General features: G+C 57.4%; 15 protein-coding genes, 2 tRNA genes, 3 rRNA genes and 1 other annotated feature. Of the genes, 10 read left to right on the forward strand and 10 right to left on the reverse strand.

The window, feature by feature from the left end:
* The first annotated feature begins 155 nt into the window (after positions 1 to 155).
* The 4 genes from A6745_RS27670 to A6745_RS28535 are packed head-to-tail and all read left to right on the forward strand — an operon-like array spanning position 156 to position 4,963.
* Positions 156 to 950, forward strand: a complete 795-nt coding sequence (locus A6745_RS27670) for a TRAFAC clade GTPase domain-containing protein (protein ID WP_197488103.1) — start codon at positions 156 to 158, stop codon at positions 948 to 950.
* Positions 950 to 1,792: a TRAFAC clade GTPase domain-containing protein gene (locus A6745_RS06240; RefSeq protein WP_066124809.1), complete on the forward strand. Its 843-nt coding sequence runs from the start codon at positions 950 to 952 to the stop codon at positions 1,790 to 1,792. The genes A6745_RS27670 and A6745_RS06240 overlap by 1 nt, the downstream gene beginning before the upstream one ends.
* A gap of 4 nt (positions 1,793 to 1,796) precedes the next feature.
* The gene (locus A6745_RS06245; protein ID WP_066124811.1) at positions 1,797 to 4,424 is read left to right on the forward strand and encodes a GAP1-N1 domain-containing protein; all 2,628 of its coding nucleotides are present in this window, start codon (positions 1,797 to 1,799) and stop codon (positions 4,422 to 4,424) included.
* Positions 4,425 to 4,465: 41 nt separating this feature from the next.
* Positions 4,466 to 4,963 (forward strand): hypothetical protein, encoded by a 498-nt coding sequence (locus A6745_RS28535; RefSeq protein ID WP_156513296.1) that lies wholly within the window; start codon positions 4,466 to 4,468, stop codon positions 4,961 to 4,963.
* A 9-nt stretch (positions 4,964 to 4,972) separates the two neighbouring features.
* Here A6745_RS28535 and tnpC read toward each other — a convergent pair whose 3' ends face one another.
* The 7 genes from tnpC to A6745_RS06280 form a co-directional block, all read right to left on the reverse strand.
* Positions 4,973 to 6,586 carry an IS66 family transposase gene (gene tnpC / locus A6745_RS06250; protein ID WP_066124812.1) on the reverse strand — a complete coding sequence of 538 codons (1,614 nt, stop codon included), beginning with the start codon at positions 6,584 to 6,586 and terminating at the stop codon, positions 4,973 to 4,975.
* 62 nt (positions 6,587 to 6,648) lie between these two features.
* The gene (gene tnpB / locus A6745_RS06255) at positions 6,649 to 6,984 is read right to left on the reverse strand and encodes an IS66 family insertion sequence element accessory protein TnpB (RefSeq protein WP_066124815.1); all 336 of its coding nucleotides are present in this window, start codon (positions 6,982 to 6,984) and stop codon (positions 6,649 to 6,651) included.
* Positions 6,981 to 7,295 carry an IS66-like element accessory protein TnpA gene (gene tnpA / locus A6745_RS27675; RefSeq protein WP_082852916.1) on the reverse strand — a complete coding sequence of 105 codons (315 nt, stop codon included), beginning with the start codon at positions 7,293 to 7,295 and terminating at the stop codon, positions 6,981 to 6,983. Before tnpA ends, tnpB begins: the two co-directional genes overlap by 4 nt.
* A 51-nt stretch (positions 7,296 to 7,346) precedes the next feature.
* Positions 7,347 to 8,587 (reverse strand): IS3 family transposase gene (locus A6745_RS06260; protein ID WP_156513297.1). Its coding sequence is split into 2 segments (ribosomal slippage): positions 7,347 to 8,302 and positions 8,302 to 8,587, totalling 1,242 coding nucleotides; the frame shifts between segments, so codons are not numbered across the junction.
* Positions 8,187 to 8,303: a sequence feature (AL1L pseudoknot), on the reverse strand. Its footprint overlaps the gene before it by 117 nt.
* Positions 8,588 to 9,943: 1,356 nt before the next feature.
* The gene (locus tag A6745_RS06270; RefSeq protein ID WP_066124819.1) at positions 9,944 to 10,930 is read right to left on the reverse strand and encodes a hypothetical protein; all 987 of its coding nucleotides are present in this window, start codon (positions 10,928 to 10,930) and stop codon (positions 9,944 to 9,946) included.
* A 271-nt stretch (positions 10,931 to 11,201) separates the two neighbouring features.
* Positions 11,202 to 11,912: a hypothetical protein gene (locus A6745_RS06275; protein WP_066124821.1), complete on the reverse strand. Its 711-nt coding sequence runs from the start codon at positions 11,910 to 11,912 to the stop codon at positions 11,202 to 11,204.
* A gap of 119 nt (positions 11,913 to 12,031) precedes the next feature.
* Complete coding sequence (locus tag A6745_RS06280; protein ID WP_197488104.1) at positions 12,032 to 12,622, reverse strand: restriction endonuclease; 591 nt, start codon at positions 12,620 to 12,622, stop codon at positions 12,032 to 12,034.
* Positions 12,623 to 12,988: 366 nt separating this feature from the next.
* On the opposite strand from A6745_RS06280, the gene A6745_RS06285 reads away from it, so the two are divergent.
* On the forward strand, positions 12,989 to 14,320 hold the full coding sequence (locus tag A6745_RS06285; protein ID WP_066124824.1) for an IS5 family transposase: 1,332 nt from the start codon (positions 12,989 to 12,991) through the stop codon (positions 14,318 to 14,320).
* 931 nt (positions 14,321 to 15,251) lie between these two features.
* On the opposite strand, the gene A6745_RS06290 is transcribed toward A6745_RS06285, so the two are convergent.
* The 3 genes from A6745_RS06290 to rng form a co-directional block, all read right to left on the reverse strand.
* Complete coding sequence (locus tag A6745_RS06290; RefSeq protein WP_066124826.1) at positions 15,252 to 16,211, reverse strand: alpha/beta hydrolase family protein; 960 nt, start codon at positions 16,209 to 16,211, stop codon at positions 15,252 to 15,254.
* Positions 16,212 to 16,224: 13 nt separating this feature from the next.
* The gene (locus tag A6745_RS06295) at positions 16,225 to 17,442 is read right to left on the reverse strand and encodes an ABC transporter substrate-binding protein (RefSeq protein WP_082852918.1); all 1,218 of its coding nucleotides are present in this window, start codon (positions 17,440 to 17,442) and stop codon (positions 16,225 to 16,227) included.
* 118 nt (positions 17,443 to 17,560) lie between these two features.
* Positions 17,561 to 19,024 (reverse strand): ribonuclease G, encoded by a 1,464-nt coding sequence (gene rng / locus A6745_RS06300; protein WP_066124828.1) that lies wholly within the window; start codon positions 19,022 to 19,024, stop codon positions 17,561 to 17,563.
* Positions 19,025 to 20,029: 1,005 nt separating this feature from the next.
* Between rng and A6745_RS06305 the strand changes: the two genes are divergently transcribed.
* The 5 genes from A6745_RS06305 to rrf all read left to right on the forward strand — a co-directional run bounded on the left by A6745_RS06305 (position 20,030) and on the right by rrf (position 25,303).
* Positions 20,030 to 21,560 (forward strand): 16S ribosomal RNA (locus A6745_RS06305).
* 76 nt (positions 21,561 to 21,636) lie between these two features.
* Positions 21,637 to 21,713 (forward strand) — tRNA-Ile (locus A6745_RS06310).
* Positions 21,714 to 21,726: 13 nt separating this feature from the next.
* Positions 21,727 to 21,802: transfer RNA gene (locus tag A6745_RS06315), tRNA-Ala, on the forward strand.
* A gap of 307 nt (positions 21,803 to 22,109) precedes the next feature.
* A 23S ribosomal RNA gene (locus A6745_RS06320) occupies positions 22,110 to 24,991 on the forward strand.
* A 199-nt stretch (positions 24,992 to 25,190) separates the two neighbouring features.
* Positions 25,191 to 25,303, forward strand: a 5S ribosomal RNA gene (gene rrf / locus A6745_RS06325).
* The 16S, 23S and 5S rRNA genes sit together here with 2 tRNA genes alongside, the layout of an rRNA operon.
* The last annotated feature ends 193 nt before the right edge of the window (positions 25,304 to 25,496 follow it).

Raw genomic sequence — 25,496 nt, forward strand, 5'->3', positions numbered from 1 at the left:
GCGCAAACCGTGTTACGAGTGAAGGCGTCGGCGCGGAATCGTTCGATGATCGGAGTGATGCCGACATAGAATCCGAGTCAGGTGACCTGCTTGGCGCGCCAGTACTCGATCAACCCGTACGCGCTAGTGCATTTCCATCTAGTCGGACGCTCGGATTGCAGGAGCTGAATGCCGTCATGGGCAGCCGATATGTCGACGTGATTGGCATTCTTGGGGATCCTGAGTCCGGCAAGACTGCATGCTTGGCTAGCCTGTACTTGCTCGTCTCGCACGCGAAGTTAACGGGATGGTCATTTGCAGAGAGCAAAAGTTTGGCAGCCTTCGAGGAGATTGCGCGTGGGGCTCGTGATTGGAATGAAGGCAATGTGCCGGAGCAAATGACCGTTCATACTGAGTTAGCCGATGATCATCGCCCCGGCTTTCTACACCTCAGACTTGTTAGGCTTTCGGACGGCCGGCGCGTTGATCTCGCACTTCCCGATCTGCCAGGGGAATGGACCCAGGCTTTGGTCAACACAGCTCGATCGGATCGGCTGGACTTTCTGAAGTCGGCCGGCGCCATTTGGATTGTGCTGGACGGTCGTACGTTGGCCGATCTTGAAAAGCGGCAGGGACTTATCGCCCGGTTGGGATTGCTCGTGGGGCGTTTGAACAAAATTCTGGACGGCCGTGCCCCAAGATTAGTGATCGTTGTAACTCATCGAGATTTGCACGTCCTCGATGTCAACGTAGCTGATCGCTTGCAAGCGGAGCTCGCCCGACGTGGTGCTCAAGCCGAAATAGTGGGTGTGGCGCCCTTCTCTGATCATCCGGGTGTCGTGCCGGCAGGATTTGGAATTGCCGATTTGATTGACCGGTCTGTCGGGAAGCCAACTGCTCGACCTACCTTCTGGCCGTCGACTGAACTCGACGAGAGAAAGCGCGCCTATCTGACCTATAGGAGGAGCTAATGAGCCGATCGATCATCTTGCTTGGAGGGCCGGACTCCGGGAAAACTAACTATGTTGGTCGTCTCTGGAGGGCACTAGATGTTGGAGAAGGCGCGCTCCATGCTGCGGAGCAACCCGAGAACATCAACTTCGTACTGGAAGTGGCCGACCACTTATTCCAGGGGGGCTTCGCCCCGCGCTCCGAATACAGCGATGCTCGTCGTGACTTTGAGGTTGTTGTTGCCGCGACGAAGGGAGGTCCGAAGGCCAGAGTGGTGGTGCCGGATATTTCTGGGGAGCTTTGGCGCAACGCGGTTATCGACAGCGAAATTGCTCCTGATTGGATGAACGAACTCCGGCAGGCGGACGCTGCGCTACTCTTTGTGCGGGTCGATTCTGACCAGAATGTTCGACCACTCGATTGGGTAACGTCGCGCAGAATGTTGGAAAAGCTTGGCGGCGAGGAGGATCAGGGACTTCCCACACAGGTGATGCTATGCGAACTAATCCGCTTTCTTGAGATCTCGCTTGCGGATCGCGAGGATGGCGGTCTGCCGCGTCTCTCTATCGTTGTTACCGCGTGGGACCTGGTAGATCCAGGCACGTTTGATCAGGGGCCTGCGGCCTACCTAGAACGTGAATACCCCCTTGTCGCCGGTAGGCTCGCAGATTTGGCAGATCTTGATGTTCGGATATTTGGACTAAGCGTTGTGGGTGGTGACCTGAAGCACGATTCTGACTATCGACAGGCGTTCCTAGAAGCTGGGCTAGACAGTAAGGGGTGGGTTGCTGTGTTTGAGGAAAATGGATGGCGGAAGAGCCCCGACGTCACGCTCCCGATAGCCTGGGCTGTCGGCCTGTGAAGCCATGATCACCGCAGAAGTCCAAGTTCATGGCTATCGTAAGGGGCATCAGCTCCTGGCATCGTCTGTGATTCTGTCCAAGGACGATCAGGCGGTTGTGGACCGTCTCTCTGATGTGGCCGGACCTTTGCGTCCTAAGGAACATTTTTCACCCTACCTGTCGGCTTATCCGCTGCCGAGCGGTAGCCGTTACGTCATTGCTCGGACGTGGCAGGACCTGACTGTTGCCCGGGCGGGCTGTGTGCGGACTAAGAGCGTGCTAATCGAGACGGAAGCATGGTCTCGTAAGACTCCGATACTTTCCATCCTTCGCCTACTCAGTTCAGCTGAGCTGCCGACCGAAGAGGATGCAGTACGCACTAACCTGGAGGAGCATTCTGAGGTCCGACTTCCACCCGCTCCCGAGTTCGGAGCAAGCGAGCTGCTTGAGGCGCTTTTTCTTGAAGATGTGAAACCGGTGGTGGTATTCGATGCTCCGGATCCCGAGCTAATTGCGTTACGAGTGCTCACCGCGCTGTGGCCTGACATGCGGCGTCAGTTTGCACTTTCGACGTTTGCCCTATCGCCTCGGAAAATAAGTGGTCGTGATCTAGACCTTGTGTTCGCGCCTTCGAGTGCAAAAGCTAAGTTCTCCGATTGGCTAGGGCGTCGAGTGGACGGCCGCGCCTCTCAGGCAGATCGACATAGATGGACCGGAACGATCGTGCGACGAGTTTTCGACGAGCCGGTGCCAAGGCTACTGTCCGCTCGCGAGATCACTTTGCTGGGAGATCGAAACGCGGATGGTGCGACTGTCCTGCGAATAGCATTATTGTGGGACGAGTTGCTAGGCAAGCTCGACCGGTCGCCCACTGCTGCCTTGGGATTGTTGGATATAGCCAACTCGGGATTGGTTAGCAATGCAGCGGCATTGAGATCGCTGGAGCCTAGGTTGGCTGAGGCTATTGGTCGGGCCGCGGACAGCTTGCCGCTAAAAGACGCTTGGGACTTCGTGGGTGCGATCGCGCGGAAGATGCAGGGGTACGACATGGCAGCTAGTCGGACGGCGATTGAACAACTTGCAGCAGGTCTCGCCGAGCGCTCTCCTGACGGTGCGATCAGCTTGTTAGAGCAACCCGATCCCGACGGCGCGATTGTCGGGTTGACGCCTAGCGTTGCAATTGGTCTAGGCAAGGGAGCTGCTTCGCGCGTCGAGGATGTACTTGCTGAGGCGCCGGCGGACATTACTGCGCGGCTCGTTTCACAAGGCGGACTGCTGACCCGTCGAATCGCCCAAGACGATAGGCTAATCGGGAGGATGAGCCGAGTTCTCAATGACGTCGACCGGGAACTCGCGGGCAAGGCGGGCTTGATGTTGCTCCCCTTCCTGGTTGAAGATCGACAGCTTCCAGCAGCGATCCCCATCTTTCAGGGGCTCAGTTCAGACGCAATCGCTGCGGAATTGGCTCGGCTGGGAGATTCCGGCGCCTTTCAGGCGAAGTCGCTTTGTTTGGCGCTCATCGATCGGGCGCGCGAGGTCGGTGGATTAACAGCTGTACGCGAGGTCTTGATCTCCTCACGTGCCTCGCAGCAAAGAAATGAGCTGCTTGAACTGACGTTTGACCCAACCGATGCGGATATACGTTGGATCTTGGACGAACAGCGTCTTTCCGAGAAGCTCGCCGCTGAGGTTCTCACAGGCGTGTTGCGGCGTGCTGACCGAAAAGCGCTTACGGAGCTGTTCACGGATCAGGAAATCGCGGAACGCGTGACTGCGCGGCTTTCCGGCGATGCTGCCGATATACTCGCTCGAGTGGCATTGCTGGATGATGTTCCAATAAACACCTATGTACGCATCGTCCGGCTTGTGCTTTCAACGGTCGATAATGCTCAGAAATTCCAGATTGCCCTGCAAGCAACGGGCCGCTGTTTGGTTAACCAGTTTGAGGGTGACGAAGTCGCAATTCTATCCATGCTACTTGGCATTCTTGACACGAGATTGGACGGCGCATGGGTTGTAAGGGTGGGCTTGGAGCGCGGTAACGACGCCGATGTTGCAAACCGAAACTTAGTTGCCTTTGAGCGCGCACCGTCAGCCGCGCGGGCACGTATTGTTGAGGCGGTCGATGAAATCGGCCGCGTTTTGCAAGGACGACGCACCATTGATCTGACTGTGGAGGCCAATGATGCCTGTGCAAGACTCATGATCGATGCGGAGAAGACTTCCTACGAAGCACTGATCAATGCCGCGGGCTGGCTGTTGCCGTCATTACTCCGTTCTCGGAGCCAATCCGTTTCCCTTTTGATCGCGGCCTTGTTCCCTGCGGTCTATCGGGAATTGGCGAAGGCCGATGAAGTCCCCAGTCTGTTGAAGTTGGTACCCTTTTATGATTGGGACCGATGCAAAGCAGCGCGTAACGAGCTGGTTGATGCCTTCATGTCATCCTCATGGAACCCTGGTGATTTGGCTCTGACCGCATATAGATGCGAAGACGTCGCCAGAATCCTCATGCGGGTTGCCAAGTCATTTGGGGGTGAGGAGTATCTTGGGCGGATAGAGAGCGATCTCGGGCATCTTAATAATGATGGCAAGCGTGCGGTAAAACATGCGATTGCCGAAATCCGCTCAGACGAATCCCACAGATTTTACTGAGAACTGCTAGGATTCTGCCGCTCAAGTATGGAGGAACGACATTGTCCATCATCTTCAACTTTAAGGGATTGCACCCTGCTTTCCTCGAGGCTATCGGTCGTCACGAGCCAACGCTTGCATTCACGCTTTCCGAAGGTAGGGGTAAGTTTTCTTTTTTGTTGTTTCTGACAACAGATTCGTCCGGAAGAATCACATGGGGTGAACTGGAACTGTTCATCATTCTCGCGACGACTCAGGGCGTTATCCGATGCAAACTGCTAGGAAACCATAAAATTGCTGGCGATTTCAAAATTCGATTGACCGAAGAGAACGAAAAGGCTATCCGGGCAGAACTTAGTATCGGCATCGCGGCTACAGCGCCTGCGTTTGATCTGCACAGTTTTCTCAGCAAGCTCGATGGGATGATTCCGGCCTCGATCTCGTTAGAATCGAAAATGGAAGTGATAAAGGCCGAGAGGGTAGTCATCCAGCAGCATTGCAGTGCATACATCGATGCTGCTAGTAAGATATATGTAAGCGCCTGCCGAACACACCCTTGACGGTTCAGCCTACGCAGCAGGCTGCCAGCGATGCGGCAGCAGTTCGGCGATCTGGTGGTTTTTCTGCGTGGGCAGCCGGGTCAGAACGTCCTTCAGATACGCATACGGATCATGCCCGTTCAGTCGCGCCGACTGGATCAGGCTCATAATGGCGGCCGCACGCTGCCCGCCGCGCAGTGACCCCGCGAACAGCCAGTTCGAGCGCCCGATCGCCCAGGGCCGGATCTGGTTCTCCACCCAGTTGTTGTCGATCGGCGCGTCGCCGTCATGGAGATAGCGCGTCAGCGCCTCCCAGCGCTTGAGGCTGTAGTCGATGGCGCGTGCGGTACCCGAGCCATCGGGCACGCGCTGGCGTTGCGCGATCAGCCATCGATGCAAAGTCTCGGTGATCGGCTTGGCGCGGTCCTGACGTATCCGCCTGCGCTCGTCGGCAGGCAGGTCTGCCACGTCTCTTTCCACGCCGTACAAGGCGCCGAACAGTTCCAGCGCCTGCGTGGCGATCTGGCTCTGGTGGTTCGCATGCAGGTCATGGAACTTGCGCCTGGCATGCGCCATGCAGCCCAGCTCCGTGATGCCGGCCGCGAACCCCGCCTTGTAGCCGGCATAGTCATCGGTCACCAGCTTGCCGCGCCAGTCCTCCAGGAACGTGCGGCAGTGCTCGCCCGCCCGGCTGGGCGCGAAGTCATACAGCACCGCGCGTAGGCTGTCGAAGGAGGTTGGTGTGTACGCCCACAAGTAGGCGCGGTGCGTTTTACCTGCGCCCGGCTTGAGCATCTGCACCGGTGTCTCATCGGCATGCAGCACGGGTTTGCCCAGAACCTCGACCTTGAGTGCATCGACCAGCGGCTGCAACCGCAGCCCGCACACGCCGACCCACTCGCCCAGCGTCGAACGCGGCAGCGCCAGGCCGGCGCGCGCAAAGATGCCTTCCTGACGGTACAGCGGCAGGTGGTCGGCGAACTTGGCCACCAGCACCTGCGCCAACAGCCCCGCCGTCGGAATGCCCTTGTCGATGACCTGCGCGGGCACCGGCGCCTGCGTGAGCGTCTCGCACTGCTCGCACACCCACTTGCCGCGGATGTGACGCTCGACCGAGAACACGCCCGGCAGGTAGTCCAGCTTCTCGCTGACGTCCTCGCCGATGCGCTTCAAGCCGCAACCGCAGTGGCACGTCGTGGACGAAGGCTCGTGATGGATATCGGTGCGCGGCAGTTCGGGCGGCAGCCGCATGCGGCGCGGCGCCTGCGCCTCAGTAGGCTTGGGCGAGATCGCCTGACTAAGCGCCTCGACTTCCTCTTCGATGGCGGCCATGTCGGCATCCATCGTCTCTTCCAGGAGGCTCGCCTGCGCCGGGTTCAGTTGCTCGCTGCGCTTGCCGTACCGCCAGCGCTTGTACAGCGCCAGCTCCTGCTTGAGCTGCTCGATGTGGGTGTCTTTGAAGTGCAGAACCTGGTCGTGCTTGGCAATCTGCGCATCGTACTTCGCGAGCTGTTCATCGCTTGCTGCAATTTTTGCATCACGTACAGCGAGTTGCTCGTCGCGCGAAGCCACCTCGCCCATCAGGCGTTCGGCCAATGCCCGCAGTTGCTGCGCGTCGAGGTGATCCAGGGATGCGGTACTCATGGCCGCCAGTATGCCGCAGGCCCGACCGCCTTGATATTGGCGTCTTGCCGGATTGCTTCGGACTACAGCACCGAGATCGCACCCGCTGCACCGACGTGCTGCCACGGCAGCCCCAGCACCAGCGCCTGCCATTGCTCGCCGTCGACCGCGACGTGGGCGCCGCGCAAGGCATCCGCCCATACGAACTTGCCACGGTTGAGCCTGCGCGCGGCCAGCCACACGCCGATCCCGTCGTGCACCAGCACCTTCATGCGATTGGCCCGGCGGTTGGCGAAGCAATAGGCGTGGTGCGGGCGCGCGATGCCGAACACCGCCACCACCCGAGCCAGCGCCGTCTCGGTGCCGGCGCGCATGTCCAGCGGCTCGGTGGCCAACCAGATCGCATCGACACGGATCATCGCAACCACTCACGTAGCCACGCCACGCAGGCACCCGCCTCGCTCACGGGCCACTGCACCGTCGCTTGCACTGGTCCGCGCGACAAGCGGATCTCGATATGGCGACCCGTAGACGGCGCCGCCGGCAACGCGACCGGCACGAATGCCGGCGCTACGGAGTTCTGCCGCTTGGCCTGACGGACCCACTTATGCAACAGGTTGGCGTTCACGCCGTGCGATAGTGCCACGGCGGCAATGGATGCTCCTGGCTGACCGCACTCGGCCACGATCTGCGCCTTCAGCGCCTTCGGATAGGAGCGGCGCTTAGGCACCGGCGCTAATTCTGTCTTTGAATCGCCCCGGTTTTCGCGGAGGCTGTTTGGTTAAAGTAAAACAGCCTCACCGGCGGATGTGCCGAGTTGGTTGTAGTAGTTTGCCTCAGCCTCGGCCGGCGGGATATAGCCGATGGATGAGTGCAGGCGCTTATGGTTGAACCAGGCGACCCATTCCAGCGTTGCCAGCTCGACAGATTCCCTGGTTTTCCAGGGTGCGCGGCGGTGAATCAGTTCAGCCTTGTACAAGCCGTTGATGGTCTCGGCCAAGGCGTTGTCGTAACTGTCACCACGGCTACCCACGGACGGCTCGATGCCCGCTTCGGCCAGGCGTTCGCTATAGCGGATGCTGACGTACTGCGATCCCCTATCGGAGTGATGGGTCAGAGAACCATCGTTGCCAGGCTGGCGGGCGTATAGGGCCTGCTCCAGCGCATCAAGCACGAAGTCCGTCGTCATGGATTTGCTCACGCGCCAGCCGACAATGCGCCGGGCGTAGACGTCGATGACGAAGGCCACGTACAGCCAGCCCTGCCAGGTCGAGACGTAGGTGAAGTCCGAGACCCACAACTGGTTCGGCCGCTCGGCCCGGAACTGCCGGTTGACCCGATCCATTGGACGGCTGGCCGCATCATCAGCGATGGTCGTTCGCAGCCGCTTGCCGCGCCGCACGCCTTGCAGGCCGTGAGCGCGCATCAGTCGTTCGACCGTACAACGGGCCACCATCACGCCTTCGCGGTTCAACTGCCGCCAGACCTTGTCGGCGCCGTAGACGCGATGGTTCTCTTGCCAGACTCGCTGGACGTGCGGCATGAGCTGTTCGTCACGCCGCGCACGGTCGCTGCGCCGCGCCGGATCGCGCAGCCGCGCGGCATGACGCCGATAGGCCGACGAGGCAACCTGCAACACCTTGCAGATCGGCTCGACCCCGTAAACCTCCCGGTGCCGGTCGATGTAGGCGTTTACGACTTCAGCTTGCGGTCGAGCTCCGCCTGCGCGAAAAAAGCGCTGGCCGTGCGCAGGATGTCGTTGGCGCGGCGCAGCTCTCGGTTCTCCCGCTCCAACTCCTTGATGCGTTCTCGCTCGCTGGTGGTGACGCCTTCGCGCTGTCCGCTGTCGACTTCGTGGCGCTTGACCCAGGTCAGCAGCGTCTGCGCCGAGCAGCCGATCTTGGGCGCGATGGACTCGACCGCCACCCACAGCGACGGGTACTCGCTGCGCGACTCCTGCACCAAGCGCACCGCGCGCTCGCGCACTTCAGGGGAAAACTTGTTCGCGTTGTTCTTACTCATGGCTCACATTCTCTCAAGAGTTGGAGCCTCCGCGATACCCGGGGCGATTCACTTCGACATGGTGTCCACCTAAAAGTGGTGGACACTATCCGGCGACAACTGCTGCACTCAAAGATGGGTTCACCGGGCGCTTACAGATATATTTGCTCAGAGCTGCTCCTCTACCAGAAGGAAAGTACCCTCGTGAGGAGACCCTTCGAAAACTCTACATGCTCGACGCTGCGAACGCAGATATTGCGGCGCTGATTCGCCATCTAAAAAAATCCGCTGGACAACTTATTGGACAGCAAGCGAGCCTAAGTCGAGTCAGTTTGCAGAAATTTTTGCGAAGGTTGCAGGAGCCGCGATGCAGCGATAGCAGTATGCGGAAGTTGGACTTGAAGAGTCGAGGGTGAGCACGCATTGAAGTGCTGAAATGGAGGCAGTAACTTACGTGATTACTTTCGACGCCTTGTTGGGTAAATGTGAATTTGGATGTTGACCCAGAGCCCCTGTAGCGCTACGCTAGTTGAGCCGCCCTAGAGCAATCACTGCCGGATAGAATGCCGCTGATATTACTAGGTCTGAACGCCCCGTCGCCGGGGCGTTTTCGTATCCCATTAATTTGGGTATCACGGCAGAACGAGCCAGCGGTCGTAGAAAAGTTATGGCCTACGGCGGGAATGTGTAGTTGCGCCCTCTGCATGTTCAGCGAGAAGTGACTGAGGGGTAACTTCCGTTCTTGCTGACAAGCGAAAGCCCCAACGACTGGGGCTTCGTAGTCTGGATTGAATTACCCGCTCCGGGCGGAACCACTTACGTGGGCGACACGCTATTGCCTCTTCGAGGCTCACCAGCTATTGCGCAGCCTAAGTTTCGCCTACTTCTCTCCAGAATGCAATGCCTTGAGAATCTCGGGCGCCGTTGCGACGATTTATCAAGAATTTCTGACCCCTTCCATGAGCGCGGGTGCTCATCGGGAAATGCGGTGCGTAAAGGTACGCCGCAGGCTGCTCTCGTGAAATATGTAACAACTCGGCAGCAAAAACTTATGAAGTGATTTGGTAAGCAGCTTACGCGCCAAGCTACATCCCTCATATTTGAGATCTTTCAACCGCGGTTCTCCCACTGGCCCGCTTCTCAATATCGCTTGTGGGGGGGGTTACTGCCCCCCAAAGGTCGAAAGTGCGCATACGCGCTTCTAGAATTGAATCCTTTTTTTGAAGACCGATTTCTACCAGAAGCAGACGGTTACGTGGAGCCTTCTGTGGCCCTTAGCAGCTACAAAACGAGTGGTATGCGCTTCATCTCCGCTTCGTCTTTGGCCAGTAGGTAAAGACCTCACCTTTTGCCCATCCCTCGCTGTAGCACGGTCGGTCATTTCTCAGTTTTAATTACGCCGGGAAACTCAGTAATACCCGTCAAATTGAAGAAAGACATGCGGTTCTGCAAGTTTACAAGGTCGTAACGAGCTATATGATGTTCACTAGCCGTTACGGTTGGCGACCACAGAGTAAAACCGAGGTCGGAGGTATCTAGCTCGACAATTAGCCCCGACACGTCTAGAGCTTTACAGGACTGCAGCGTCTTATGCTTCGTAGATGGAAATTTGATTTTAAATATCTCGTTGTAGCGAGGTTGAAAATAGCGAATCAAGCCGGCCTCAACCATTGCTATCTTCTGCTTTTTATCTGGCGGATTTCTGATCGCCTCTATCAACCGCTTTTCGTTCGAGTCGTCAGCTATAGCGCCGATAGCTCGACCATCCATCGACGAGAACACCTGCTCATGGTCAAACTGGAACATGAACACAACAACTTCATTATCAGGGGTATCGTGCGCTGAGAGCGCGAGAATCTTCTGAAAAGTGGAGTGGCTCGTCAGACGCTGCTGCGCCGAACGGTTGCCTTGTCCTATAGCCTGCCCCACATACAGCGTCTCAAAGCGATTCAACACCCCGTCAGAATTATGAGCACCCAATATTGACGCCAGGTGCGTTGCCGGCACGTAACGTATCTTGTCTCCGGTGGAACTGTAGGTCCACAGCTCACGAAACGGGTAATCGCACCGAATTTCGGTTGCTCCATCCGAAAGTTCGAATGGGTAGTCTGCAAAATTAACACGATGTTCCACGCCAGCGATGGTGTAGGCAATCTGACCGGACAACAGCGCTCCATCATGCCTCAAGCTATCAGCAATGAAATATGAGTTGGGTCGAGAAGCAATTATATATATATGGCATTTATCAAGTTCGTCTTGCCCCTCAATGACATTCCAGCCTGACATGAGCTGGTAGGCTGTCATCATGGCGGTATAGCTATTCATGTAACCAAGAGCATATTCTATAATATTTTTTCTTTTCATCTGCTTCAAAATCCATTTGAAACTTGCTTCCTGGCGCGGTTTGTCTGGTTCAGAGCCGAGTTTAGTAATAGCGCATTCTACTAGAAGAGTTGAGGTGCAGATTATTTATTGGACTGACTGCTCGCTATCTGCCTCTAGCAGTCCGTCACCTAGGCCTCCTGTCGGCCAGAGTCAAACAGTGATTACGACAGAACGTGGCCATTCGTCGTGACCTCAGTAGCTGAATCCGGCGTGGGTGGCGAGTTCCTTCAATGTAACGGTTAGAGGATTTTTACCACCCGCTGGTCAGTTCACCAACGAGTGCAGCATGACAGCCATGAAGTGTTTCGGCGACCTTCCGAAGGAGAGACACATTAGCTTTAGCGACCGTATCATCGTGAGAGAAAGCGTTGGCCACTTCATAGTTCTGATCCAGCACGAGTAACGCCTTTAATGGCGTTGTGCGCTCGTTGATGTTGTCGAGCAGGTGTGTATGGTCGGCTTGTCGCATTATCGACTTATCTTTGTCCCTTTCGCTGTGCTTTGTTACTGGGTAGCGGAAGAACGTACTAGATGAGTCTATTGCCTCGATTTCTGCGATCCAGCTACCAAATTCCTTTGGAAAATCCCAGTTTGTGTTTGTGTTCTCGGTCAAGAAGGAAGAGTGATCCCTAAAGAGCTCCTGGAAGTATGTGTACAGCGCCTGTAGCTGATGCACGTTATACATAGGCTTCCACTTTTTTCCTACTAGCAGTTGAGGCTCTCCATCAGAAGGCATTTCGCCGAACGGGAGGTTCAGCCTACGGTGGAAGATTATGATGGCCGACTTGAAATACAGCTCAATCGCGTGCCGATATAGGAAACTCACCGGAATGTGGGTATTTAACGTAAATACTGACACCGCATCGCCGCTCAGTGAGTCGGCTGAATCTTTAAATGCATCTGCAACCGCGCCGAAGCCACGATCGAAATGCTGGTTCAGCGGAAGTAGCATGTAGTGCATAACAGGGTCTAACACTCAAGATGAGCGGCGCCTGAATTCAGCAGGGAAGATTGGCATCAATAGGATTGCGCTGAATACGCCGAAGGTATGGCCCTTTTGCTGTTCATTCTAATGCCCAGTTAGGAGCCAGAGACCATCTGGTAATATGAAAAAAATATGTTGCCTGTTTGGGCGGCATGACGTTTTTTTCTTAGTAGCAAACTTACGAAGTCTATGCGCTCTTCAAACACGGCCATTAAATCGCCTCCATCCATCAGAAGAATAGAGGCACCGCCTGCTTGATGGGCGGCAACACCGTCTTGAGAGAACCCATTGATTGAAAGAAAAATACCGAGGGTATTCTCAAGCTTTGAGCGTACTTTGTCCGTAAACGCTGCCAATGATGCCTTATTAACAAGCTCCTTATGCCATTTTGCTTCAAATAGATACTCTGTGCCGTCTAGCGTGAACGCGCCGTCTAGTTGTTCGCCAAGGTTCTTGAAAGACGCTTTAGGATCCAAGTCGAAAAGCTCAAAAAGCTCGTACATGATGCGTTCCAGTTCAAATCCGCGCCCCTGCGGATCACTAGAGCTGATTAGCGTCATATACCTCATTTTTATTAAATCAAGCTTCTGGCGAACCGCAGCGTTTTCACGCAATTTTTGTGCGGCAGTCTCTTGTCGCTTTTTTATCTCGTCCTGTTCGCGCTTGAGTTCTTGGTGGGGCTCCACGAGTTTCTTCAGTTGATGGACAGCGTTACGCGCCTTCTGAACCTTGGCTGGACCATCATCAAGGGGCCTCAGGTGGGGAAAGTCCGTCAGCTTACATAGCTCGTAACAAATCTTGGTCAGATTGCCAAGATGATTGGCGGGATTGGAAACTAGGAAATCAACGACGTCAGACGCAATCTGACGTTTGTAATTTTCCCAGTTGAAAGAGTTCAGAATTGCGGGGTTTGATAGGCAAAGACTTAGTCGGCCCTGAACAATCCTGCGGAGCCTTATTTCATAGGGCTTTCCAAGCAGGATAGGTGGTGAGGAATTGCAGGATTGGAGATAATAGAAGCCCGTTTTCCTGCAAATTTATCCGAGGTTTAGATGGGCCCGAAGACGCCAGCAGCCCGGAGCGGCGATCTGTTCCGCCATCCATTGCGCGAACAGATCAACCTGAAGCATCCGATCGTGCAATTGGCCGATCTGATGGACTGGCAGCGCATAGAGGCCGTGTGCGCATCGGGTTTCACCTCGGGCCGAGGCCGCCCCGCCACGTCGCCGAGGTTGATCGCCGGGCTGCTGTACCTGCAACACGCGTTCGATCTGTCGGACGAGGCCGTGGTGTGGGGCTGGGTGGAGAACCCGTACTGGCAGGTATTCACCGGCGAGACCTATTTGCAGACCGAGCCGCCGATCGACGCGTCGAGTTTGACGCGCTGGCGCACTCGTCTGGGCGAGGCGGGAGTGGAGGAGTTGCTGGCTGCGACCGTGGCGGCAGCCAAAGGCGGCGGACTGCTGCGCGCGGCCAGCTTCAAGACGGTGATCGTGGATACGACGGTGGCTCCCAAGGCGATCTCGCATCCGACCGATTCGCGATTGCTCGAGCGCAGTCGCGCGCACCTGGTCAAGGCGGCGACCGAACACGGATTGAAGCTGCGGCAGAACTACAACCGCGAGGCGCCGAGGCTGGCCGTGCAGATAGGTCGGTATGCGCACGCCCGGCAGTTCAAGCGGATGAACAAGTCGCTGCGTACATTGCGCTCGCGCGTGGGGCGGGTCTGGCGTGACATCGACCGGCAGATGGATCGGGTGCAGGTGACGGCGCGCGCCTCGCTGCAAGACTTGATGGTACGGACCAAACGTATCCTGGATCAGCGCCCGAAGGACAAGAACAAGTTGTACGCGCTGCATGCGCCCGAGGTCGAATGCATCAGCAAGGGCAAGGCCAGGACGCCCTACGAGTTTGGGGTGAAGGTGTCGATCTCCACGACGCTCAAGGAAGGGTTCGTGGTGGGCGCGCGCTCGATGCCGGGCAATCCGTACGACGGGCACACGCTGGCCGAGGCGCTGGAGCAGGCGGGGATCATTGCCGAAAGCCCGATCACCACGGCGGTCGTGGATCGCGGTTACCGCGGGGTCGAAGTGCCGGGTGTGCAGATCCTACGCTCAGGCCAGCGGCGCGGCCTGACTCGCGGCCTGAAAGCGATGATCAAGCGCCGCAGCGCCATCGAGCCGACCATCGGACACATGAAGGCTGACGGCAAGCTGGGGCGGAACTGGCTCAAGGGCGCGCTGGGCGATGCGATGCATGCCGTGCTGTGTGGCGCGGGCCACAACATCCGCCTGCTGCTGCGCCGGCTGCGGCTTTTTTACGCCCTGCTCCTGGCACTATGGATGGACTGCTTTACCGCGATGACAGTGACTGTGCCGAGATAACCAGGGCGTCACATTGCTTGGTCGACCCAGAACCTGATTGTTCAGGGCCGACGACTTAGAAAACCCCGCAGGTCAGACTTGTACCAGTAGACCGAACACAATGCCTCTTTTAGAGCCATTACACCGGCAGGTGAAAGCTGCTTTGCCATTGATGCTCCCGTCTTTTTCGTGTCGGGGAATAATGTATTAACTTGTCACGCTCTCGTGACCATTAGTGTACTTGCTTCGATGCGTGTTTAAACACTGTCCTGAAAGAATGCTATGGCCGAAAGCGGGCCGTCGCTATCGACGGCTTAGGTCGACACGACCGTCGTTCGCCAGCCGTAACGGACCAGACGGGCGCCGTGTGCCTGTGAGGTCCCTCGGGTCACCTGCCACAGGCAAAGGCCCAATTCCGAGGAGAAAGGCGGGCCGCTTTGAACTCGACACACGAAATCGGACCTCCAGAGGCGAAATCTCGCTGGACTGCGTGCCAGTGCTTGTATATCGGAAATTCTCGATTCCTGAATTGGATGACATAAGTCTCGACTTCGATGGATCTCGACAGAGCACTGGGATTAGCATCTGGTGCGCGATGACGCTCGCACTTCCTGTCCTAGCCTAGCGGGAAGCTATTGTCTCGATGCTTTACACAAATATAAGAAAACAGAGCGAATATTGCATTAAATCAATGGGTTGTCTGTAATTGAACCGCAGTAAGTTCCTCTAACCGTTCTGAAACCTACCAAGCCGACGTTTTGTCGGTTGAAGCCCGCGGGCTCGATGAGATGGCCAGCCCGATCCCCACGAAGCGATAGCCTCAGTGGGGATTGCGCTTCATGGCCGACCTCTCATGAGCATCGTCACGCTGATTGGCATCGATCCGGGCAAACATACCTTTCATCTGCACGGGCAAGCCGCGGCGAGTGCATGGCCTCGGGCGACAGTCCCCTCAGGCTCCCCCTGCCTGGCGGCAGTGGCGAAACATCCAGTCCGAGATCCATGCCGAAATCTCCTGGCTGTTGCTGTCCATCATCGGAAAGTGCGAGTTCCCGGGGGCGCCCAGGCTGGGCAACGCCAGATGCTCGACCGTCTTGCCTTCTTCCGCCAGGCGCCGCGCATGGTCGGCGCCCGCGGCCGTCAGCCGCTTCCACAACGGCGTCGCATCCAGATAGTCGCCGTATACGAGCAGCACGGACTGCTCTTCCTCGTCGCGCTCAGCGCCCGACGCGAACCCCGAAGGTTCGATCGCCACGACAGCCCGCACCAGCGCCGGCCTTTCCCGCGCCGCCCTGAACGCCACTTCCCCGCCGTGGCTGTGCGCCATCGCCACACAAGGCCCCACGCGATCCAGCACCGCGCAGAATCCACGCAGCGCGGCATCGTTGTTCCCCACCCATCTGGGCACGGCATACCGGATGAACGCGTCGAAGTACCCCACCGGAAACTTCTGGTCGGCGAAAGGCTTGCGTGCGGTGTAATCCTGCGCCGCCCCGATGCGGAACAACGACCAGGCCTCCTCCGCACTGCGGATGATCGGTGGGTCCGGCCACACTTCCTCGAACGGCGTCCATCCCGCCCGGCCGCGCTCCACGTTGTCCACGACATAGACCGCGTGCCCCATCCGCAGGAAGTCTTGCAGCCACCCTGGCCGCCCATCCGGCGTCCGCTCCCACATCGTCCCCGTCATGCCGCCGCCGTGCAGCATCACGACCGGCAGCGGATGTCTTTGCTCTGCCGGGATGAAGTACTGCACGTACGCCTGTTCGACGTGATAGGTGCCGTTCGGGTCGTAGGTGATCGAGGCCGTCTCGGTGAAGGCGATCTCGTGCGTCGGCCTGCCTTCGATGCGCACCTGGCGGCCACCCACATAAAAGCTGCCGAAGTCGGCCAGGGCGATGGGCGATTTCATTGCGCACGTCTCTTCACTGCTTGACCAGCGGGCACTTGCTTTCGGACAGCGGCCACGCCAGGTCATCGCCCGGAATGGTGCGCACGATGTTGTAGGAGTCCCAGGGCGCCTTGGATTGGGCCGGTGTCTTCACCTGCGCCAGCAGCATGTCGCGCACCACCAGGCCATCGGCGCGTATGTGGCCGTTCAGGGTGAAGGGGTCATCGATGGGCAGCGCCTTCATCTTGGCGGCCACGGCCTCGGCATCAATGGTGCCGGCCGCCTCGACCGCCTTCAGGTAGTGGCGCACCGAGCTGTACACGCCGGCCTGCAGGAACGTGGGCGGGTGGCCCACGCGCGCCTGGAATTTCTTCGAGAACTCGCGCGAGGCCTCGTTGCGGTCCCAGTACGAAGGCACGGTCAGGAAAGTGGATTGGGCCGCTTCCAGGCCCAGGCTGTGCACGTCGGTCAGCAGCAGCAGCATGGCCGCCAGTTTCTGGTCGCCGCGGCCGATGCCGAACTCCGCCGCCGTCTTGATGGCCGAGATGGTGTCGCCGCCCGCATTGGCGACGGCGATGATCTGGGACCGGGAGGCCTGCGCCTGCAACAGGAAGGACGAGAAATCCGAGGCATTCAGGGGATGGTAGACGGTGCCGACCACGTCGCCGCCATTGGCCTTGACCACCGCGGTGGTGTCCGCCGCCAGCTGCTTGCCGAAGGCATAGTCGGACGCCAGGATGAACCAGCGTTTGTTGCCCTCGCGCACGACCGCGTTGGCGGTGCCGCGCGACAGGGCGTAGGTCGTGTAGGTCCATTGCACGCCATAGGGCGAGCATTGCTCCTGGCTCAGCGCGGTGGTGCCGGGGCTGGAGAACAGCACGAGCTTCTTCTTTTCGCGGGCGACGCCCTGCACGGCCAGGGCGACGGCCGAGTTGGGCACGTCGACGATGACGCTGACGCCGTCCACGTCGAACCAGCGGCGCGCCATGCTGCTGCCGATGTCGGGGCGGTGCTGGTGGTCGCCGCTGACGAGCTCGATGGGTTGGCCCAATGCCTTGCCGCCGGCTTCCTCGATGGCCAGGCGCGCGGCCTCGACGGAACCCTTGCCGGTGGCATCGGCGGTGACGCCGGCCATGTCGGTCAGCACGCCGATCTTGACGGCCTCGGCCGCGGTGCCGGGTGTGGAAAAGAGTGAAGCCAGAATGGCCGCGCTGGAGGCCAGCGCGGCGGCGGTACGACGGCTGCGGAACATGGAACGTCTCCTCGATTCGATGCCATGAGCGGCATCCTGATTCTTGTGCGCAAGATTCTAAGACGTTCCAGGCCCGCCGCGGGGTGTTCTGGTACGGCGTTCGCGTGCCGGCCGGCCCTCAGATCAGGATGATGTCGTATTGCTCCTGGGCATACGTCGCCTCGACTTCCAAGGTGATGGGCTTGCCCACGAAGTCACCCAGCATGGCCAGATGCTGGCTTTCCTCTTCCAGGAACAGATCCACCACCTGTTGCGAGGCCAGCACGCGGAACTCGCGCGGGTTGAACTGCCGGCTTTCCCGCAGGATCTCGCGCAGGATCTCATAGCAGACGGTGCGCGGCGTGCGCACCGTGCCGCGCGCCTGGCACATGGGGCAGGGCTCGCACAACTGGTGCGCCAGCGAATCGCGGGTGCGCTTGCGGGTCATTTCCACCAGGCCCAACTGGGTGAAGCCGTTCACCGTCATGCGGGTACGGTCGCGCGACAAGGCTTTCTTCAGCTCCGCCAGCACCGTCTCGCGGTGCTCGGGATCCTCCATGTCGATGAAGTCCAGGATGACGATGCCGCCCAGGTTGCGCAGCCGCAATTGCCGGGCGATGGCCTGCGCGGCTTCCAGGTTGGTCTTGAAGATGGTGTCGTCGAAGTTGCGGCCGCCCACGAAGCCGCCGGTATTCACGTCCACCGTGGTCAGCGCCTCGGTCTGGTCCACGATCAGGTAGCCGCCCGACTTCAGGTCCACGCGGCGCGACAGCGCACGGGCGATTTCCTCGTCGACGCCGGCGGTGTCAAAAAGGGGGCGCTCGCCGCTGTAGTGCCGCACGCGCTCCACCACCGACGGCGTGTACAGCCGGGCCCACTCCTGCAGGGAGGCCGTCGTGCTGCGCGAATCGACCTGGATGCTGCCGGTGTGCGGGCCCACCATGTCCCGCAAGACGCGTTGCGCCAGGGTCAGGTCGTGGTGCAGCAGGGTGGGGGCGGGCTGGCTGCGGGCCGCCGCCTGCACGCTGGCCCACAGCTTGCGCAGATACTCCAGGTCGGCGGCGATCTCGTCGTCGGTGGCGCCCTCGGCCTGGGTGCGCACGATGAAGCCGCCTTTCTCTTCAGCGGGGATCAGCGCCTGCAGGCGTTCGCGCAGCTGCGTCCGCTCGGTCTCGGAGTCGATCTTCTGCGAAATGCCGATGTGCGGGTCGTGCGGCAGGTGCACCAGCATGCGGCCGGCGATGCTGATCTGGGTGGACAGCCGGGCGCCCTTGGTGCCCAACGGGTCCTTGATCACCTGCACCATCAGCGTCTGTCCCTCGAACAGCAGCTTCTCTATGGGGGTAGGGGTCTGCCCCTGGCTGCGCTCGGCGCGGTTCTCGCGCAGATCCGCTATGTGTATGAAGGCGGCGCGCTCCAGGCCCACGTCGATGAACGCGCTCTGCATGCCGGGCAGCACGCGGACCACCCGTCCCAGATAGATGTTGCCCACCTGGCCCCGCTGGATGCTGCGCTCTACGTGCAGCTCCTGGACGGCGCCCTGCTCCACCAGCGCGACGCGCGTCTCGAAGGGAGTGACATTGATCAGGATGTCTTCGCTCATGTTCTCGTTCTATATATAGGGTGGATGCTCTACGGCGTAGGGTACCGTAAGCCATGAGCGGCGGCGGGGGCGAAGGGGGGCTTGCAGAGGGAGTTGCAGGGAACCGTCACCCAAACTCCATGGTTTCTTCATGGTGGCGTAACGATTCTTCGGTCCCTATTTGCGTTCGGTAGAAACCCTGTGCTATAGTTATTGGCTCGGCAGTTGAAACGTTCTACGCAATGGGCGACGACGCGGTAGGTGCCGAGGGGTAGGAAAAAGCAGGGCAGTGAAGAAAGGTCTGGTCAGTGCGTTGTTTTGCCTGGGGTTTGGGCGAGGCGGCTGCCGAGGTGGTTCCGGAGCTTGGCGCGTAAGCGCGGCGGAGGAATCTAGGTCAACGAGAGGTTGGTTGATCGAAAGCGGTAGCGAAGCGGATTGATTTGACACGCTGAAAAAACTTCTTCATAATCTCGTCCCTCTGTTGCTGAAACGGCGGCGGGACGAAGTGAAGAAAGTTAGGTCAAGTGGTTGTTTTCTGAGGGTTTTTTACAGAAAACGCGCTTATCCGGGGTGGTTCTGAGGTGTGGCGCCAAGCGCGGCTGAGGAATCCCGATCGACGAATAAGTTGATCGAAAAACGGAGAGGCGAAACGAACTGACTTGACAGCGTCAAAAAACTTCTTCATAATCTCGTTTCTCTGCTGCTGACACAGCGGCGGACGACGCAAGGCAAGCAGTAGGCAGGACAAGATTAGCAAGGCGGCGTGACACGGAAGTTGCACGGCGCTGATAGTAAAAGCAGTTCGCAGTACCGCTCTTTAACAACTGAACAACCGATAAGTGTGGGCGCTTGATGCGTGTGCATGGTGCGGTTTGCGTTTACGCAGATTCGCGCCGAAGCAAAAGTATCATCAAGCGCTTACACAATTGAAGTAAGGTTTTTTAAACCTCACTTCCTTTGAATAAGCTAGCGAACGCATCTTGGGTTGAGTCTTAGGATGAGATTCAAGGTGCACAAACAGAGATTGAACTGAAGAGTTTGATCCTGGCTCAGATTGAACGCTGGCGGGATGCCTTACACATGCAAGTCGAACGGCAGCACGGACTTCGGTCTGGTGGCGAGTGGCGAACGGGTGAGTAATGTATCGGAACGTACCCAGTAGCGGGGGATAACTACGCGAAAGCGTAGCTAATACCGCATACGTCCTACGGGAGAAAGCGGGGGACCTTCGGGCCTCGCACTATTGGAGCGGCCGATATCGGATTAGCTAGTTGGTGGGGTAAAGGCCTACCAAGGCGACGATCCGTAGCTGGTTTGAGAGGACGACCAGCCACACTGGGACTGAGACACGGCCCAGACTCCTACGGGAGGCAGCAGTGGGGAATTTTGGACAATGGGGGCAACCCTGATCCAGCCATCCCGCGTGTGCGATGAAGGCCTTCGGGTTGTAAAGCACTTTTGGCAGGAAAGAAACGGTTCCGGATAATACCTGGAGCAACTGACGGTACCTGCAGAATAAGCACCGGCTAACTACGTGCCAGCAGCCGCGGTAATACGTAGGGTGCAAGCGTTAATCGGAATTACTGGGCGTAAAGCGTGCGCAGGCGGTTCGGAAAGAAAGATGTGAAATCCCAGAGCTTAACTTTGGAACTGCATTTTTAACTACCGGGCTAGAGTGTGTCAGAGGGAGGTGGAATTCCGCGTGTAGCAGTGAAATGCGTAGATATGCGGAGGAACACCGATGGCGAAGGCAGCCTCCTGGGACAACACTGACGCTCATGCACGAAAGCGTGGGGAGCAAACAGGATTAGATACCCTGGTAGTCCACGCCCTAAACGATGTCAACTAGCTGTTGGGGACTTCGGTCCTTGGTAGCGCAGCTAACGCGTGAAGTTGACCGCCTGGGGAGTACGGTCGCAAGATTAAAACTCAAAGGAATTGACGGGGACCCGCACAAGCGGTGGATGATGTGGATTAATTCGATGCAACGCGAAAAACCTTACCTACCCTTGACATGTCTAGAAGGCCGAAGAGATTTGGCTGTGCTCGCAAGAGAACTGGAACACAGGTGCTGCATGGCTGTCGTCAGCTCGTGTCGTGAGATGTTGGGTTAAGTCCCGCAACGAGCGCAACCCTTGTCATTAGTTGCTACGAAAGGGCACTCTAATGAGACTGCCGGTGACAAACCGGAGGAAGGTGGGGATGACGTCAAGTCCTCATGGCCCTTATGGGTAGGGCTTCACACGTCATACAATGGTCGGGACAGAGGGCTGCCAACCCGCGAGGGGGAGCCAATCCCAGAAACCCGATCGTAGTCCGGATCGCAGTCTGCAACTCGACTGCGTGAAGTCGGAATCGCTAGTAATCGCGGATCAGCATGTCGCGGTGAATACGTTCCCGGGTCTTGTACACACCGCCCGTCACACCATGGGAGTGGGTTTTACCAGAAGTAGTTAGCCTAACCGCAAGGGGGGCGATTACCACGGTAGGATTCATGACTGGGGTGAAGTCGTAACAAGGTAGCCGTATCGGAAGGTGCGGCTGGATCACCTCCTTTAAGAGCTGAAGCTCACGTCATTAAGCGTCCACGCTTATCGGTTGTTTGTTGTGAAATGACTTGCCTAGTTTTGAGGGGGTCTGTAGCTCAGTCGGTTAGAGCACCGTCTTGATAAGGCGGGGGTCGTTGGTTCGAATCCAACCAGACCCACCAGTCGATTCAAGGGGGGGGATTAGCTCAGCTGGGAGAGCGCCTGCTTTGCAAGCAGGATGTCGTCGGTTCGATCCCGTCATCCTCCACCAAAGCGCAACGATGAATGCTGTGAATCAGTATTGATCGTTGGGTTTTACCCAATGTCATTTTGCTCTTTAACAATGAGGAAGAAGCACAACGTAAAGTGTTTCTGAGTAATTGGGTTTCCACCAGGGAGCCTGATGAAAAGGGATACGGGTTGTGATTGCATTAAATTGTTCTCAAAAGTCAAGGTTGGCGAGTAGCAGGTAGTACTGGAGAGTCCGCGAGGGCGATCTGGGTGAGGCGAAAGTCGATGAGCTTTGAATGAACGGCACAAGCGCGAAACTCAGCACCTATAAGACTCTAGTGTTATAGGATCAAGCGACTAAGTGCACATGGTGGATGCCTTGGCGATTACAGGCGATGAAGGACGTCGTAGCCTGCGAAAAGCTGCGGGGAGCTGGCAAACAAGCTTTGATCCGCAGATATCCGAATGGGGAAACCCACTGCGCAAGCAGTATCCCTAGCTGAATACATAGGCTAGTGGAAGCGAACCGGGTGAACTGAAACATCTCAGTAGCTCGAGGAAAAGAAATCAACCGAGATTCCGAAAGTAGTGGCGAGCGAAATCGGAACAGCCTTTACGATTTAGCGTTTCATATAGTCGAACAGTCTGGAAAGTCTGGCCATAGCAGGTGATAGCCCTGTAGACGAAATGTGGAGCGTGGAACTAAGCGTAAGAGAAGTAGGGCGGGACACGTGAAATCCTGTCTGAAGATGGGGGGACCATCCTCCAAGGCTAAATACTCGTAATCGACCGATAGTGAACCAGTACCGTGAGGGAAAGGCGAAAAGAACCCCGGAAGGGGAGTGAAATAGATCCTGAAACCGTGTGCATACAAACAGTCGGAGCCTCTTTATGGGGTGACGGCGTACCTTTTGTATAATGGGTCAGCGACTTACATTCAGTGGCGAGCTTAACCGAATAGGGAAGGCGTAGCGAAAGCGAGTCCGAACAGGGCGTTCAGTCGCTGGGTGTAGACCCGAAACCAGATGATCTACCCATGGCCAGGTTGAAGGCACGGTAACACGTGCTGGAGGACCGAACCCACTAATGTTGAAAAATTAGGGGATGAGCTGTGGATAGGGGTGAAAGGCTAAACAAATCTGGAAATAGCTGGTTCTCTCCGAAAACTATTTAGGTAGTGCCTCAAGTATTACTGCGGGGGGTAGAGCACTGTTATGGCTAGGGGGTCATGGCGACTTACCAAACCATTGCAAACTCCGAATACCCGCAAGTACAGCTTGGGAGACAGAGCACCGGGTGCTAACGTCCGGACTCAAGAGGGAAACAACCCAGACCGCCAGCTAAGGTCCCAAATTATCGCTAAGTGGGAAACGAAGTGGGAAGGCATAGACAGTCAGGAGGTTGGCTTAGAAGCAGCCACCCTTTAAAGAAAGCGTAATAGCTCACTGATCGAGTCGTCCTGCGCGGAAGATGTAACGGGGCTAAGCGATAAACCGAAGCTGCGGGTGTGTACCTTTGGTACACGCGGTAGGAGAGCGTTCTGTAAGCCTGCGAAGGTGGCTTGTAAAGGCTGCTGGAGGTATCAGAAGTGCGAATGCTGACATGAGTAGCGATAAAGGGGGTGAAAAGCCTCCTCGCCGTAAGTCCAAGGTTTCCTGCGCAACGTTCATCGGCGCAGGGTGAGTCGGCCCCTAAGGCGAGGCAGAGATGCGTAGCTGATGGGAAGCTGGTTAATATTCCAGCACCGTCGTACAGTGCGATGGGGGGACGGATCGCGGAAGATCATCAGGGTGTTGGATGTCCCTGTTGCTGCATTGAAGAGGGTACTTAGGCAAATCCGGGTACATGACTCAAGGGTGTGGCGCGAGCGAATTTATTCGCGAAGTGATTGGAAGTGGTTCCAGGAAAAGCCTCTAAGCTTCAGCTGTACGAGACCGTACCGCAAACCGACACAGGTGGACGGGATGAATATTCCAAGGCGCTTGAGAGAACTCGGGAGAAGGAACTCGGCAAATTGATACCGTAACTTCGGGAGAAGGTATGCCCTGTTAGGGTGAGTTGCCTGCGCAACGAGCCTGAGAGGGTCGCAGAGAATCGGTGGCTGCGACTGTTTATTAAAAACACAGCACTCTGCTAAGACGAAAGTCGACGTATAGGGTGTGACGCCTGCCCGGTGCCGGAAGGTTAAGTGATGGGGTGCAAGCTCTTGATCGAAGCCCCGGTAAACGGCGGCCGTAACTATAACGGTCCTAAGGTAGCGAAATTCCTTGTCGGGTAAGTTCCGACCTGCACGAATGGCGTAACGATGGCCACACTGTCTCCTCCCGAGACTCAGCGAAGTTGAAGTGTTTGTGATGATGCAATCTACCCGCGGCTAGACGGAAAGACCCCATGAACCTTTACTGTAGCTTTGCATTGGATTGTGAACCGGCCTGTGTAGGATAGGTGGGAGGCGCAGAAACTCAGTCGCCAGATTGAGTGGAGCCAACCTTGAAATACCACCCTGGTTTGTTTGCGGTTCTAACCTTGGTCCGTTATCCGGATCGGGGACAGTGCATGGTGGGCAGTTTGACTGGGGCGGTCTCCTCCCAAAGCGTAACGGAGGAGTTCGAAGGTACGCTAGGTACGGTCGGAAATCGTGCTGATAGTGCAATGGCATAAGCGTGCTTGACTGTGAGACTGACAAGTCGAACAGGTGCGAAAGCAGGACATAGTGATCCGGTGGTTCTGAATGGAAGGGCCATCGCTCAACGGATAAAAGGTACTCTGGGGATAACAGGCTGATACCGCCCAAGAGTTCATATCGACGGCGGTGTTTGGCACCTCGATGTCGGCTCATCTCATCCTGGGGCTGTAGCCGGTCCCAAGGGTATGGCTGTTCGCCATTTAAAGAGGTACGTGAGCTGGGTTTAAAACGTCGTGAGACAGTTTGGTCCCTATCTGCCGTGGGCGTTGGATACTTGACGGAGCCTGTTCCTAGTACGAGAGGACCGGAATGGACGTACCGCTGGTGTACCGGTTGTCATGCCAATGGCATTGCCGGGTAGCTAAGTACGGAAGAGATAACCGCTGAAGGCATCTAAGCGGGAAACTCGTCTGAAGATTAGGTATCCCTGAGAGCTTGACTCTCCTGTAGGGTCGTTCAAGACCAGGACGTTGATAGGTCAGGTGTGCAAGTGCAGTAATGCATTGAGCTAACTGATACTAATTGCCCGTGAGGCTTGATCCTATAACTCTACAGTCTTCATAAGCGGCGCCATCGAGCGCGCCGCCAAGGTGCTAACGCGCACCGTGCCGGCGAGAACGCCGTGCAAACACAACCCAACATACCTATCCAACACGCTTTACGTCGCAGGGCCCTAACCCCTGCACCGCGTGCTTCTTCTTCAGAGCGTTTGACACACACGTCAACCGCTCAACCCCTTACGCCTGACGACCATAGCAAGGTGGTCCCACCCCTTCCCTTCCCGAACAGGACCGTGAAACACCTTTGCGCCGATGATAGTGGATGTACATCTGTGAAAGTAGGTCATCGTCAGGCTCTTATCCCCAAAACCCCGTAGACCAACCGTCTGCGGGGTTTTGCTTTTGCGGACTCGCAATACAACTGGCCTCACGACCGGACGGACCGCATCGCAGCGATCGCCGGAGATTGCTGCCCTGTTATGCCGCGGCGCCGGACACGGCATTCGGCCCTTCCGGATGAACCCGCTCATGGCGCGCATGTGTCCACA

Origin of the sequence: Bordetella ansorpii, from assembly GCF_900078705.1 — a bacterium.
Taxonomy (GTDB): Bacteria; Pseudomonadota; Gammaproteobacteria; order Burkholderiales; family Burkholderiaceae_B; genus Bordetella; species Bordetella ansorpii_A.